Here is a 14,705-nt window from a genome sequence, read left to right as displayed (position 1 = left end):
GTGGACACAGGGACGAAAGAGGGGAGCCGTCCGGACCCGTGGACACGCGAAGAGGTGACGGATCAGTGACCGCGCATATGTTCGGTTACGAACGTGTATCCGTAGGGAAGTTCCCAGCCGTCCGCCTTGCCGAGCCTGCGGCAGTGCTCCCGAAAGGCGACACGCTGCACTTCACTGGGCGAACATCCCGGTCGCAGGCGGCGCAGATGGCCGGGGACGAACTGAACGCCTCGCATCTCCTCGCCTCCCAATCCGGTGCCGCCCCAGGGACGTATTACGCGCGTGGCAGCGGGGCGGTAGGCGATGAGGGGGATGGTTCGCTGCCCGTCGCGCGGCGGGAAATGCGGCTGCCCCCAGGAGTCCCGGCTACCGAGGGCCGGTTCCAGAAGCCTTTCCGCGAGGAGTTCCACCACAGCCGATTCCAGCGCGGCGGCCTGCGATCGAGCCGGCCAACGCCCGTAGGCCGCGCTCGGCAGCACCGAACGGTCCAGGAGAGCATGGCCATCCAGGGTGAGCAGGCCGCAACGGCGCACGGTGCGCATGACCAGTTGCCGGGGGCCGAGCCCGACCGCGCTGTCACCGTAGCGGTCGCTTCCCGGGACGTCCTCCCTCGTGAGCACACGGGGCTCATAGCAATGGCCGGTGACACGGTCACCGACCTGCACTCGTTCCGCAAGCCGCGTCGTGGCCAGCCGGATCAACGAGCTACCGCGGAGACAGCGCAGCTCCAGCATCAGGCCCGGGAAGAAGTCGCGCGGCCAGACAATCCCGGCCAACCGGCCCGACTCGTCACCGAGTTCGGCGATGACATCCTGCACCGCCTCTTCCGGGCCCAACACCTCACCCTCATGGTGGAGTTCAAGGCGAATCTGGCGGCACGCACCGGCAGAACCGCGAAGTTCTTCCACGACGCACAGAGGCAAGGGGAACCACCCGTCGATGAACTGGGACAGTCGCAGGGGCACCCGCCAGACGATTTCCTGTGCATCACTCCGCAAGAGTTCGCCGATACTCAGAGCGGCGTCGTCGGCCAGGCACAGATCCTCGGGCTCCAACTCTGTTGTCGGTTCCGGCTCCAAGGGCGGGGGTAACGTGGACGTCCACCCCCGCCCGGCCGGAGCGAAGGTGTCTCCCGCCGCTTCCGCGCCACCGGGATAATGGGACCGCCACACGCCTCCGCTTTCGAAGGCATCATCGAGCGTGATCCGGGAGCCCGTCTCGAACAGCCCGTGCTCGCTGTTCCCTTGGACGACGTCGGTGAGCGCCACGTTCGCCCGGCACACCGCTGCGGCGTACCCCACTCCCCTGAGTAACTCCGTCGCTCCCGGGAATCCACGGATCCTCGGCCCGACGGCTGTATACACGGTGACCGGCGTGGTGAGACCGTAGCGCCGCCGCTCCGGAGTGGCCGCGCGCTCGACCTCCGCGGCGAGCGACCTGAGGTCATCCCCTCCCAGCGGCCCGGGGTCCCGCCAGCATTCCGCGAGGGAGGTCCGGCTCATGGCGTAGTCCCGCCACGTGCGCAAGGCGGCGCTGGAGTCGAGTACACCCTTCACCGTGTCGAGGAGACCGAGCAGGCCCGCCCTCAGGTCGTCGTCCTGTGTGCCACCCACCAGCGCAGCCAGGGAAACGGGAACGAAGGGGCTGAGCAGTTGTTCCCGCGCCGTCGTCAGCAGATGCTCCGCATAAGCCGTCAGGTCGTCGCGCCGGGCCGCCTCCGGGGACGGATAGCACACGTCGACCACGACATGCCCGTCCTCGTTCATCCAGCGCCGACGCGTGCGTAAGCGGTGGAGCTGGGCCGACGACAGGCTCAGAGCCGGCCCGAAGGCATCGAGGTCCGGGACCAGGAGCTCCCTGCGCCGTAGCCCGACATCTTCTCCCGGCCTGCCCGGGCCCTCGGCGCCCGCAGGCGCCCCCGAAACCCAGGCCGGCACGTCACCGAGGGCACCGACCTCAGGGTGGGCGCCTTCCCGATAGACGATCTCGGCGTAAACCGGGTCCGACCCGGTGGTGACGCGCACCATCGCACCGACCGGGAGCACGGGGGCACACTCACCGAAGGTGATCACAGGGAAGTCGTCGAGGCGGAGTGGGCTGCCGCCGTAGCCGTCGCCACCGAGGTCGTACCCGAAGTACACGGCGTTGAAGGCGACGGCGGTGTGGACGGGCGCCGGACGAACCGAGACGACTGCTTCGAGATAGTGCCGCAACCGGCCACGCTCTTCGTCGGGTACGGCGCCGTAGCCCTTCGTCATGGCAGCGGTCAGCAGGGCCCGTTCCCCGTACGGATCAGGCACCTGCGCCCTGTCGTCGGGCGTCAACGACGCCTGCGACCCCCCATGTTCGTCAACCGTTGCTGATAGATACGGGTCCCCACCCATGACACCTCCGCCGCGCTTCAGCCGCTGCGGTCTGACGTGCGGTAATCCCCGCAGGGTATGCCCATCCGAAACATTCCGGAAGCACTTTCGTCACTTTACGGTGGCCAACAGTGACTCATACGGAGTCCTCAAGCCTTGTGCTCGCACGGCACCAGCTGCCGTTCTGTCAGAAACGGCGTCGCCCGAGGGGGGCTTCGGAGTAACGCGGCTCGGTCCTCGTCCCGCACAGGCTCCAGAATCGCCACACACTCCACGTGAGCCATCGGAAAGCAGGGCAGGTCGTCGGCGACGGCGCCGCGCACCTCTCGCTTTGTGGTAGTGCGGACAACCCTCTCGTACGTACGGGAGAGGCCCGGGCCAGACGCGGTTGGCCGTGCCGACAAGGTGGATGCTCTGGCGAATGATCTCCGCCTCGCTGATGCCGCGCCTCTCGGTGGCCACCCGCGTAGGAAGCCTCGATGGCAACCCAAGTGCCACACCTGCGTCACGGCTCGCCCGTCGTCCCCCGCGCCGCTTCCCCGGCGACGTAATGGAGGCATGCCTCCAGCCCGCAGCAGGCCGCCCCCGAGTCCGGCGACGTCCCGGGCCCGGTCGCCGAGGACCTCGCGTTGTACCGGGAGGAATTCCGGCCGCGTCTGCCGGAGTCACTGGACGACCTGCACGCCTCCGCCCAAGGACTCGTCGAACTGCCGCTGCGATGCTCGCGCACTGCGCATACAGGCGCAGCATGGTCGGGATCCGGTGCAGCGTCTGTTCGGCAGCAACACCTACGTCGAGGTCAGCTCGGTCTCGAACGCCCGCGGCCACCAAGCCCGGCGCGGCAACATCCGCTACCGCCCGGCCGGTAGTGACAAGGCGGCGTACACGCCCACACCCTCAACGCCTAGGCCCTCGCCACCGGCCGTCCGCTGCCCGCGATCCTCGAAAAGCACCAGCGACCCCGACGGCACGGTCACCGTTCCAGAGACGCTGCGGCGCTGGGGCGGTGCCGGGGCCGGGGTGCTCGACGAGCAGTAGTTCCCCCATGCCTGTTGTGGCCGCCCGCGGGGAGCACTCCTCGGCAGGCGGCCACACGTCGCCTTTGTGAATCTGCCACTCCACCGGAATCCCAGCGGCAGCCGACGGCGAGCGCACTGAGCCCAGCTCAGTGGCCTTCCCCCAGCCATGCTGCCGGCGGAACACCGCTGTCAGCGCCGCCGGGTACGGTGGCCCTGCGCGCGACCGTGCACGGGGCGGGGTCGCGGAGTCGTCCGTTGGGCGGGCAAGGGGGAGCTGGTGGCGCCGAGGCCGGGTGGTGAGACGGACAAGTTCGGCAACCGCTACGAGGGGGCCTGGACGATCAGGCACGCCTTGTACATCCTGCTCGGGCACGGCGATTCACTCACCCTCGAACCGAACGGAATCCTGGGCGAGGGAACCGAGTTCGTCTACCGCCACGGCGGCCGCACCGAGGTGCACCAAGTCAAACGACAGAACCGTAATGCCAACGGCTGGAACGTCGCGTCCCTGGAGGCAAAGGGGATTTGGCGGCATCTGCGCACCCACGCCGAGGCGGGCCACGAGTTCCACTTCGTCTCCATGGTGCCGGCCCGGCCGCTCCAGGAACTCGGCGACCGCGCCCGTCGCTCCGACGACTTCCCCTCCTTCGTCCGTGACTGGCTGACGGACGAACTCCGTGCTCCCTTCGACGAACTTGCGGCCCCCCGGATCTATGGCGCACCGGAAGCAGCATGGCGCATGCTCCGTTCCCTGTGGGTGGAGTGGCCCGATGAGCGCGACGTGGTCGCCGTCAATGCAGCCCTCGCCGAAAGGGCGCTGGCCGGGGCTCCCGGCCGCCTGGCGGCCCTCGCCTTGGGCGACCTCCTCCTGAACTCCCTGGGCACGCGCCTCGACGCGGCGGCCTTGGCGGCCCAACTCCCGCAGTACGGGCTGCAGTACGCGATCCCACAAGAGGGAGACGCTGTGGCACCGTCGGCGGGTGGGGCCACCCGCCTCCGCGTTGCCCGTCGGACCACCCCCGCCCTTTCGGGGCTGCCTACCCTGTCCGGCACATTCACCGGTAGGGAAGCCGCTATGGCCGAGCTGCTCGCGGTGCTGGACCCGGGTGCCATCGGCGAAGGGTCGGCGGTCCACGTCGTAGCTGGGTTGCCCGGCGTCGGAAAGACCGAGTTGGTGCGGCAGGTTGCCCATCGCGCCCATGGGCGGGACGGGTGGTTCGCCGGTGTCCTTGTCGCCGAGCTCTACGGATACGACCCTGCCCGCCGTCAGGGCCCCGACGAGGCACTCGCCTTCATGCTCCGGGGGTTGGGCATCGACCACGAGCACATCCCCGTGGGGCTCGAGGACCGCGCGCGGCTGTACCGATCGACGCTGCGCAACCGAGCCGACGGGGGCCAGCGCACTCTGATCGTCCTCGACGACGCCATGGACGGCGAGCAGGTCCGGCCCCTCCTCCCAGGTGACGCACGCACCCCCGTACTGATCACCTCCCGACACACGCTGTCCGACCTCGATGCTCGCCTGCACGACCTGACCATCCTCAATCCCGTGGACTCCCTAGATCTGCTCCGCCTTGTCCTGCGGGCGAGCCGGGGCGAGGGGGACACGCGGGTCGACGACGCCCCAGACGCGGCAGAGGCCATCGCCCGGCAGTGCGGGTACCTGCCGCTGGCGCTGCGGATTGTCGCCGCTCTCCTCGCGGACCAGCCTGCCAGGCCGCTGTCCTCGATGGCCCGGGCTCTGGACGACGAGCATCGTCGCCTGCGTCGGTTGAGCCGGGGGAACCTCGCGGTACGAGCCGCTTTCGAACTGTCCTACCAGCACCTGCCGCCGGACCAGGCACGGCTCTTCCGGCTCTTCGCGCTCAACCCCGGCCCCGACGTCTCGACCGAGTCCGCGGCCCAGCTATGCGATGTCGACCCGGACACAGCCGAGGAACTCCTGGAAGCCCTGGGGCGCGGCCATCTGGTGCAGAGCGCGGCCACATACGGCCGGTGGCGCATGCACGACCTGATCAGGCTCTACGCGGACGAGACCGGGCGGGCGGAGCAGTCCGACGACGATCGCTCCGCCGCCTCGGCTCGGCTGCTCCGCCACTACGCGGGCCGCCTGGCCGAGGCGCACGGCCATCTCGTCCCGGGTCAGTCTCCGGCGCCCCGGTTCGCCGACCGGAGCGCCGCGCTCTCCTGGCTGGATGAAGAACGGGCGAACCTCGTCGCGGCCATCACCGCAACACCCCGCGCACCTAACTCCTACGCCATCCTGCAGATGGCGATACGTATCGGCGACTACCTCAAACTGCGGCGAGGCTTCGCCGAATTGACGGCCGTATACGACAGCGCGCTGGAGCTCTGCCTCGGAAGCGCCCATACCCGCGTCCGCGCCGCGCTCATCGACGCACGTGCATGCGCTCTCAGAGGACTGACCCGGTTCTCCGAAGCAGTTGCCGCACACGAGCAAGCCCTCAGCGCCCACAGGGCGGAGGGCTTCCTTCTGGGCGAAGCGGAGGTGCTGACCAACCTCGGTTACACCCTCCAAGAGATGCGTGACATCGAGCGGGCTGTACTCGTGCTGCGAAAGGCCGTGGTCCTCCAGGCCAAGACGGGAAATCGCCGTGGCGAAGCCGCCGCGCTCAACAATCTCGGACGCTCTTTGGAAGAGTCGCGCTGCTACGAGGAGGCGGTGGGCGTATACCACCGGGGTATCGAGATCTGCCGCCTCCTCGGGGACTGGCACCTTGAGGCGATCGCCCAGAACAATCTGGGCCTGGCTCTAAGGGAGCTAGGGCAGGCCGGTGAAGCTGCGGCTGCGCACGCGGCCTCACGGGACTCCTTCCGCAAGGCCGACGATCGCCACGGTGTCGCTATGGCCCTCGCCAATCTGGGCACGGCTCTGCGACAAGGCGGATTCGGTGGCGATTCGGAAGTTCTTGAGGAGGCCGTCGCCATATGTCGCGACATCGGGGACAAGCTCGGGGAAGGCATTGCGCTGACGAACCTCGGGGCCAGTCGGAACCAGGCAGGCGCATCGGCCGAGGCCGCTCAGATGCTAACGAGGGCGAGCGAGCTGCTCAAGGAGGCCGGCAACGCTCACGCGCAAGCCAAGGCGCTGATGAACCTGAGCGAAGTGTGGGCGAAACTAGAGCTCCCGGACCGGGCCACGGAAGCAGTCCGTGAGGCGATCACGCTCTTCCGAACGGCACGGGACCGCCATGGAGAGGGGTACGCACTTTCCCTGCTTTCGTCGGCTCTGTGGGCGACAGACCCAGTGGAGGCCATCGCGCTCGGTACAGCGGCGGTCGCCGCACTCGGCGAGACCAACGACGAGGCGCTGACCAAACAGGTGGTTGCGCTCGTGACCAGGATGCAGGAGTCCGTCGACAGCGGACTCCCTGCGGGCACCCAGACCGGTTCGCGAAGGTAGCAGTGCCTTGAACCACCGCTACAGGAACAAGCGACGGCGCCCGCTGCCCGTTGACGCCCTCGAAGCACAAGATGACCTGCGCTTGCGCCTCCGGCTAGAACGCCTGGCCGCCTCAGGGCGCTTTCAATTACCTACGTCCTGTGGTGCCAGGAGAGAAGCCTTCTCGCTCCGGGGTCCCCGGAGCGAGATCCGGACCGAGTGCGGACCAATACAGCTGACAACCGCGATACAGCCGCTGCTAGACGTCAGGGTGTCTGCCGCAAGAACCGAGAACCCTGCAGGACGTTGCGCACGCAGGGACAAACACACCGCTAACCGTCACGAGACCCTCAAGGCCCTGCCGCACTCAGGCCAGCAGGCCGCCTGACCAGCGAAACGAAATGCCTGACGTCCCATCAGAACGAGCCTCAAATGAGCATCACGAACGCCATTTCAGCGTCAAGATATCGCCCGTAGCGCCGACACGGCACATAACACGCAAAACGCCAGGTCAGGCGCCCTTTTCCGCAGGCTCAAGAATCGCCACACACTCCACATGATGAGTCATCGGAAAAAGATCGAACGCCCGCAGCGTCCGCACCTTGTAGCCGCCCGTCGCGAAGTACGCCAGATCCCGCGCCAGCGCCGCCGGGTCGCAGGCGACGTAGGCGATGCGGCGGGCGCCCAGGCCCGCGAGGTACTTGACCGTCTGCTTGCCCGCGCCCGCTCGGGGCGGGTCCAGGACGATCAGGTCGGCCTCGGTGATCTTCGTGCGGGGCAGGACCTGCTCGACCTTGCCCTGTTCGATGCGTACGCGGGGGAAGTCGGCCAGGTTGTGGCGGGCGTCCTCCACCGCGCGCTTGCCCGACTCGATGCCCAGGACCGCGCCGGTCTCGCCGAGGCGCTCGGCGAGGGCGCCCGCGAAGATGCCCACGCCGCAGTACAGGTCGAGCGCCATCTCGCCCTTGCGCGGCATCAGGCCCTGCATCACGGCCTTGACCAGGGTGTCCGCGGCCTGCGGGTGGACCTGCCAGAAGCCGCCCATGCCGACGCGGTACGTACGCTCGTCAGCGCGCTCGCGGACGAACGCGCGGCCGTGGACGCGGTGGACTCCGCCGTCCTTCTCCTCGACCCGCAGCACCGACACCGGCTTGTCGAGCTCCACCAGCGGGAGGCGGCCGCCCGCGCGCGGGGTCAGGACCACCTGGCGGTCGTGCGAGCCCGTCGCGGCGATCGCCTCGACCGACTCCATCTGCGGCCACTCGCGCTTCTCGATGCCCAGCTCGCTGACGCCGGGCGCCGCGATCATGCAGTGGTCGATCACCTGGACGTCGTGCGAGCGGTGCTTGCGCAGGCCGGCCCGGCCGTCCTCGTCGATGGCGTACTGGACGCGGGTGCGCCACTGCGGGACCTGGCCCGCGGGGAGCTTGTCGCCCTCGGCGGGCATGACCGTGCCGTCCCAGCCGGCCTCCTCGGGCGTCAGCCCGGCGAGCCGCTGCAACTGCTCGGCGATGACCTCGCCCTTGAGGCGGCGCTGCGCGCCCGGCTTCGCGTGCTGCCAGTCGCAGCCGCCGCACTTGCCCGGGCCCGCGAACACGCACGGCGCCTCGACCCGGTCCTTGGACGCGGACAGGATCTCGACCGCGTCGGCCCGCAGATACCGGGAGTCCTCCTCGCCCTCCGTCACCCGGGCCACGACCCGCTCGCCCGGCAGCGCGTGCCGCACGAAGAGAACCCGGCCCTGCTCCGTGCGGGCGATGCAGTGGCCACCGTGCGCCACGGGGCCGACCTCGACCTCGTACTCCTCCCCGACCAGCGAGGGCGCGGACGAAGCCTCGGACGAGGACGCGGGCTCGTTCTGCATTGCGGGCGTTGAGGGCATTGAGGGGGACTCCAGGGTGCCAGGGGAAGAACGGGGAAGGGGGCCGCCGTCCCCGTAGGAGACCCTCACAGGTCCCGTACGGACAGCAGCCCCCCAGTCTACGTGCGCGCGCCGACGACGCCGACCGCTCGGCCACAGCCGCTCGGCCCGAGCGGCTCAGCGCGAGCGGATCAGCCCGAGCCGATCGACCCGAGCCGATCAGCCGAACCGCTCACCCCTTGCCGCTCGGCTCCTTCGGCCGCTGCGGTGCCACCGGGCCACGCCGCACCGAACCCGGCGCGTTCCACTCCTGCCGCTTGCGGGCCCGCTTCTTGGCGGCCTCCGAGGACTGGAGCTGGTAGGGGACGGACGTCACCATCACGCCCGGTGTGAAGAGCAGGCGGCCCTTCAGGCGCAGGGCGCTCTGGTTGTGCAGCAGGTGCTCGTACCAGTGGCCCACCACGTACTCGGGGATGTACACGCTCACCGCGTCGCGCGGGCTCTCGCGCCGCAGGCCCTTGACGTACTCGATGACCGGGCGGGTGATCTCGCGGTACGGCGAGTCGATGATCTTCAGCGGTACGTCGATGCCGCGCCGCTCCCACTCGTCCTTGAGCGCCTTGGTCTCGGCCGCGTCCACGCTGACGCTGATCGCCTCCAGCTGGTTGGCGTGCAGCAGCTTGGCGTAGGCGAGGGCGCGCAGGGTGGGCTTGTGCAGCTTGGAGACCAGGACCACGGAGTGGACGCGGGAGGGGCGCACGTACTCGTCCGGGCGCTCCTCGGCCGCCGCGATCTCGTCGGCCACCTTGTCGTAGTGCTTGCGGATCGCGGTCATCGTTCCGTAGAAGATCACCATGCCCATCAGGGCGACCCAGGCGCCGTGGGTGAACTTGGTGGCGAGCACGACGACCAGGACGAGGCCGGTGAAGAAGGCGCCGAAGGCGTTGATCGCGCGGGAGCGGACCATGTGCCGGCGCTTGGCCGGGTCCTGCTCGCCGGCCAGGTGCCGGTTCCAGTGCCGGACCATGCCGGTCTGGCTGAGGGTGAACGAGACGAAGACGCCGACGATGTAGAGCTGGATCAGCCGGGTCGAGTCCGCGCCGTATATCACCACGAGCAGGACCGCGGCCCCGGCCAGCAGCACGATGCCGTTGGAGAACGCCAGGCGGTCGCCGCGGGTGTGCAGCTGGCGCGGCAGGTAGCGGTCCTGCGCGAGGATCGAGCCGAGCAGCGGGAAGCCGTTGTACGCGGTGTTCGCGGCCAGGAACAGGACCAGCGCGGTGGCCGCCGCCAGGATGATGAACAGGAAGCTGCCCTTGCCGAAGACGGCCTCCGCGACCTGCGAGATCACCGGGTTCTGGACATAGCCGTCGCCGACCGGGACGCCGTTGCTGAGCAGGTCGGTGGCGGGCTTCTCGGCCATCCGCACCTTGGTGGCCATGGCCAGCGCGATGATGCCGCAGAACATGGTGACCGCGAGGGCGCCCATCAGGGCGAGAGTGGTCGCCGCGTTCTTGGACTTGGGCTTGCGGAAGGCCGGGACGCCGTTGCTGATCGCCTCGACGCCGGTGAGCGCGGCACAGCCGGAGGAGAAGGCGCGGAGCAGCAGGAAGACGAGCGCGAAGCCCGCCAGGCCCTGGTGCTCGGCGTGGATCGTGTAGTCGGCCGTCGGGGCCTTCATCGTGTCGTCGAGGACCATGCCCTTGAAGGCGCCCCAGGCGATCATGACGAAGACGCCGCCCACGAAGACGTACGTGGGAATGGCGAAGAGCTTGCCCGACTCCTTCACGCCGCGCAGGTTCATCAGCGTGAGCAGCACGATGACGACGACCGCGCAGAGCACCTTGTGCTCGACGACGAACGGGACGGCCGAGCCGAGGTTCTCGATGCCGGAGGCGATCGAGACGGCCACGGTCAGGACGTAGTCGACGAGGAGCGCGCTGGCGACGGTGAGTCCGGCCTTGGGTCCCAGGTTGGTGTTGGCGACCTCGTAGTCACCGCCGCCGCTGGGGTAGGCGTGCACGTTCTGCCGGTACGAGGCGACCACGGTGAACATCAGCACCACGACCGCGACCGCGATCCAGGGGCTGAAGTGGTACGCCGACACACCCGCCACGGAGAGCACCAGGAGGACTTCTCCGGGCGCGTACGCAACGGACGAGAGCGGGTCGGACGCGAAGACGGGGAGCGCGATGCGCTTGGGGAGGAGCGTTTCTCCCAGCTTGTCGCTGCGCAGCGCCCGGCCGATCAGGATCCGTTTGGGCACGTCGGTCAGTTTGGACACAACAGAGAAGAGTAAGGGCTATGGATTGACACGGCCCACCCGCCACCCCCCATCCGTACGAGAGAGCCGCCCGCATGGCCGTGACCACGGCCCCGGCCACCGCGCGGGCGGCGCGTGGCGGGAGTGAACGCCGGGGCGGTTTCCCGCGTCTCTGCCTGTGCGACGGGGGTGCGGCGGCACGGCGTGGCGTGGCGGGCTCACCGGCCGCGCCCGGGGAAGTACCGACGCTGGTGAGTGCATCCCGCCACGAGCCGCATAAGCTCGTCACCGGGCAACGCCGACAAGGAAGTATGTGAGGGGACGTGCACATCGTCATCATGGGCTGCGGGCGAGTGGGAGCCGCTCTCGCGCAGACCTTGGAGCAGCAGGGGCACACGGTCGCCGTCATCGACCAGGACCCCACGGCCTTCCGCAGGCTCGGTTCGGGGTTCAGCGGGCGCCGGGTCACCGGCGTCGGCTTCGACCAGGACACCCTGCGTGAAGCGGGGATCGAGGAGGCCGGCGCGTTCGCGGCGGTCTCCAGCGGCGACAACTCCAACATCATCGCGGCCCGGGTGGCCCGCGAGATGTTCGGGATCGAGAACGTCGCGGCCCGCATCTACGACCCGCGCCGCGCCGAGGTGTACCAGCGGCTCGGCATCCCGACGGTCGCCACGGTCCGCTGGACCGCCGACCAGATGCTGCGGCGGCTGCTGCCGTCCGGCGCGGAGCCGCTGTGGAGCGACCCGAGCGGTGCGCTCCAGCTGGCGGAGGTGCACACCTCCACGGCCTGGATCGGCCACAAGATCAGCAAGCTGCAGGAGGAGACCGGCGTGCGCGTCGCCTTCCTCACCCGGCTGGGCGAAGCGGTGCTGCCGAGCTCGCAGACGGTGCTGCAGGAAGGTGACCTGGTCCACGTGATGATGCGTACGGACGAGGTCGAAAAGGTCGAGGCGGCCTTCGCCCAGGGTCCCGAGGAGGGCGGTCACTGATGCGCGTCGCGATTGCCGGGGCCGGCGCGGTGGGTCGTTCCATCGCGGGCGAGCTCCTGGAGAACGGTCACGAGGTGCTCCTCGTCGACAAGGCGCCCACCGCCATCTCGGTGGAGCGGGTGCCGCAGGCGGAGTGGCTGCTGGCCGACGCCTGCGAGATCACCTCGCTGGACGAGGCGGCGCTCCAGCGCTGCAACGTGGTCATCGCGGCCACCGGCGACGACAAGGTGAACCTGGTCGTCTCGCTGCTCGCGAAGACCGAGTACGGCGTGCCGCGCGTGGTCGCCCGGGTCAACAACCCGAAGAACGAGTGGCTGTTCAACGAGTCGTGGGGCGTGGACGTCGCCGTCTCGACGCCGCGGCTGATGTCGGCGCTGGTCGAGGAGGCGGTGAGCGTCGGCGACCTGGTACGGCTGCTGCGCTTCAGCCACGGCGACGCCAACCTGGTCGAGCTGACGCTGCCGCCGGAGTCGGCGCTGGCGGGCACTCAGGTCGGGGACGTGGCCTGGCCCGAGGACACCTCGCTGGTCACGATCATCCGGGGCACCCGGGTGCTCACTCCGCAGCCGGAGGAGACGCTGGAGGCGGGGGACGAGCTGCTGTTCGTCGCCGCGCAGGCCCGCGAGGAGCAGTTGGAGGACCTGCTGTCGGTACGGCGGGAAGGGTCCGCGAGCTGACGCTCCCTCACGAGCATGGGGGGGCGTGGTGTGACTGCGGGCCGGCTGTGGCTGGTCGCGCCCACGCGGCGGAGCCGCAAAATGTCACAGCCCGCGCCCCTCGGCATAAAGGGGGGGCCAGGGTGCGTATCGCACCCTGGCCCCCCCTTTATGCCGTCAGCTCCCGGCCGCCTCGGCGGCCTTCGCGGCCTTCGCCGCCTCCGCGGCCTTCTCCTCCGCCTCCATCTCCGCGAACACGTCGATGGGCGGCGGGGCCTTGGCCAGGAAGATCCAGGTCAGCCAGACCGCCAGGAGGAACGGCGGGATCTTCAGGGCGATCAGCACCCAGCCGAGCTGGGAGGTGTTGGCCCACCAGTAGAGCGGGAAGAGGATCGCGCACTTGGCGAGCAGGATCAGGCCCCAGGCCCAACTCGCCTTCGCGTACGCCTTCTTGCGGCCGGGGTTCCTGGTGCGCCAGGACAGGTTCTCCTTGAAGACCGGGCCCAGCATCAGCCCGATCAGCGGGACCCCGAAGAGCGTCGTCACCAGGTACGAGACGGCCAGGCCCAGGGTGTAGAGCATGCCCGGCAGGTAGAAGTCCTTCGCGTTGCCCGTCATCATCGCGAAGACCACGCCGAAGGCCACGCCGAAGACGCCGCTGAAGGCGTGCTTGACGGTGTCCTTGCGGATCAGCCGGACCACGACCAGCAGCAGCGAGACCGCGACCGCGGCGATCGCCGAGCTGTGCAGGTCCTTGTTGACCGTGAAGATCGTGACGAAGAGGAGGCCGGGCAGGCACGTCTCCACCATGCCCCGGATCCCGCCGAACGCCTCGAAGAGCGCGGCTTCGGTGACGGCTTTGGCGTCGGCGTCCGGTGCGGTGCGCGCGTGTCCGGCGGGGGTCGTGGTGGTCGGCTTGTCGACTGACGTCACCGGCTACTCCTGTCCGAGCGGTCGGAGTTCGTATTTGGGGTTGAACAGCACCCGCCGGCCGTGGCTCATCGAGATCCGGCCCGAGGCGATCAGCTTGCGGCCCGGCTCTATGCCCACGATCGAGCGCCGTCCCAGCCACACCACGTCCAGCGGGGCGGTCCCGTCGAAGAGCTCGGCTTCCAGCGCCGGGACGCCCGCCCTCGGGCGCAGGGTGACCGTCCGCAAGGTACCAGTCACCTTGACTATCTGGCGGTCGTCGCAGTCGGAGATGCGGGTGCACCCCGTGGCCTGCGTGTCCTCCTGCAGTTCCGCGGAGTGCAGCTCTTCCTGCGAGGTGGACAGCCGGTCGAGCATCCGGCGGAAGCGTCCCGCGGGCTTCTCGGTTCGAAGGTCAGCACTCATACAGAAAGCGTACCGGCCCCCACCGACACGGGAGGTGCCCGCGGTCACCCCGCCGCGGAGCCGCTCACAGCCCGCTCACCGAGGGGACACAGCGCGCTCACCGCTCGAACCGGTACCCCATCCCCGGCTCCGTGATGAAGTGGCGCGGATGCGAGGGGTCCAGTTCCAGCTTGCGGCGCAGCTGGGCCATGTAGACGCGCAGGTAGTTCGTCTCCGTCCCGTAGGAGGGGCCCCAGACCTCCTGGAGGAGCTGCTTCTGGCTGACCAGCCGTCCGGTGTTGCGGACCAGCACCTCCAGGAGGTGCCACTCGGTGGGCGTGAGGCGTACGTCCCGGCCCTCCCGGTTGACCTTCTTCGCGGCCAGGTCGACCGTGAAGCCGTCGGTCTCCACGCTCACCACGTCGTCCGCGCCGTCGCCGCCGACCGGCTCGGCGCGGCGGACGGCCGCCCGCAGCCGGGCGAGCAGCTCGTCCATGCCGAACGGCTTGGTGACGTAGTCGTCGGCGCCCGCGTCCAGCGCCTCGACCTTCTCGTCGGAGGTGTGGCGGGCGGAGAGCACCAGGATCGGCACCCGGGTCCAGCCGCGCAGCCCCTTGATCACCTCGACGCCGTCCATGTCGGGCAGGCCGAGGTCCAGGACGACCACGTCGGGGTGGCGGGCGGCCGCGAGCTGGAGGGCGGTCGCCCCGTCGGGGGCCGCGTCCACCTCGTACTTCCGCGCCTTGAGGTTGATCACGAGGGCGCGGACGATCTGTGGCTCGTCGTCCACCACGAGCACCCGGGTCATGCGGATCCTGCTTTCTGCCGTGGGCC

10 protein-coding genes and 1 pseudogene are annotated in these 14,705 nt (G+C 69.4%); 4 read left to right on the top strand and 7 right to left on the bottom strand.

From position 1 onward, the window contains the following. Positions 1–62: 62 nt before the first annotated feature. Both BX283_RS30185 and BX283_RS41745 read right to left on the bottom strand, forming a co-directional pair. Entirely contained in the window at positions 63–2,324 is a 2,262-nt protein-coding gene (locus tag BX283_RS30185; protein ID WP_257583932.1) for a hypothetical protein, read from the bottom strand. A 341-nt stretch (positions 2,325–2,665) separates the two neighbouring features. Further along, a pseudogene (locus tag BX283_RS41745) lies at positions 2,666–2,861 on the bottom strand (hypothetical protein); the annotation flags it as partial. A 264-nt stretch (positions 2,862–3,125) separates the two neighbouring features. Between BX283_RS41745 and BX283_RS30170 the strand changes: the two are divergent. Both BX283_RS30170 and BX283_RS30165 read left to right on the top strand, forming a co-directional pair. Further along, a complete protein-coding gene (locus BX283_RS30170; RefSeq protein ID WP_180357288.1) occupies positions 3,126–3,401 on the top strand; it encodes a hypothetical protein in 276 nt (91 codons plus the stop codon). A gap of 258 nt (positions 3,402–3,659) precedes the next feature. Then, entirely contained in the window at positions 3,660–6,806 is a 3,147-nt protein-coding gene (locus tag BX283_RS30165; RefSeq protein WP_101390614.1) for a tetratricopeptide repeat protein, read from the top strand. A 490-nt stretch (positions 6,807–7,296) separates the two neighbouring features. Here the strand turns inward: BX283_RS30165 and BX283_RS30160 are convergent, their stop codons facing one another. Together BX283_RS30160 and BX283_RS30155 are read right to left on the bottom strand one after the other, a co-directional pair. Beyond that, complete coding sequence (locus BX283_RS30160) at positions 7,297–8,649, bottom strand: class I SAM-dependent RNA methyltransferase (protein ID WP_101390613.1); 1,353 nt, start codon at positions 8,647–8,649, stop codon at positions 7,297–7,299. A 229-nt stretch (positions 8,650–8,878) separates the two neighbouring features. After that, positions 8,879–10,930 carry an APC family permease gene (locus tag BX283_RS30155; RefSeq protein ID WP_101390612.1) on the bottom strand — a complete coding sequence of 684 codons (2,052 nt, stop codon included), beginning with the start codon at positions 10,928–10,930 and terminating at the stop codon, positions 8,879–8,881. Positions 10,931–11,232: 302 nt separating this feature from the next. Between BX283_RS30155 and BX283_RS30150 the strand changes: the two genes are divergently transcribed. Continuing rightward, entirely contained in the window at positions 11,233–11,901 is a 669-nt protein-coding gene (locus BX283_RS30150; protein WP_101390611.1) for a TrkA family potassium uptake protein, read from the top strand. Continuing rightward, positions 11,901–12,578, top strand: a complete 678-nt coding sequence (locus BX283_RS30145; protein WP_101390610.1) for a TrkA family potassium uptake protein — start codon at positions 11,901–11,903, stop codon at positions 12,576–12,578. Before BX283_RS30150 ends, BX283_RS30145 begins: the two co-directional genes overlap by 1 nt. Before the next feature lie 156 nt (positions 12,579–12,734). Here BX283_RS30145 and BX283_RS30140 read toward each other — a convergent pair whose 3' ends face one another. The 3 genes from BX283_RS30140 to BX283_RS30130 all read right to left on the bottom strand — a co-directional run bounded on the left by BX283_RS30140 (position 12,735) and on the right by BX283_RS30130 (position 14,679). Further along, a complete protein-coding gene (locus tag BX283_RS30140) occupies positions 12,735–13,490 on the bottom strand; it encodes a DUF3159 domain-containing protein (protein ID WP_101390609.1) in 756 nt (251 codons plus the stop codon). Positions 13,491–13,493: 3 nt separating this feature from the next. Continuing rightward, positions 13,494–13,892, bottom strand: coding sequence for an OB-fold nucleic acid binding domain-containing protein (locus tag BX283_RS30135; RefSeq protein WP_079126363.1), 399 nt, complete (start codon positions 13,890–13,892; stop codon positions 13,494–13,496). A 97-nt stretch (positions 13,893–13,989) separates the two neighbouring features. Further along, on the bottom strand, positions 13,990–14,679 hold the full coding sequence (locus BX283_RS30130) for a response regulator (protein ID WP_101390608.1): 690 nt from the start codon (positions 14,677–14,679) through the stop codon (positions 13,990–13,992). Positions 14,680–14,705 lie beyond the last annotated feature (26 nt).

Source organism: Streptomyces sp. TLI_146 (assembly GCF_002846415.1).
Lineage (GTDB): Bacteria > Actinomycetota > Actinomycetes > Streptomycetales > Streptomycetaceae > Streptomyces.
This window is presented reverse-complemented; position numbering and strand designations above follow the sequence as displayed.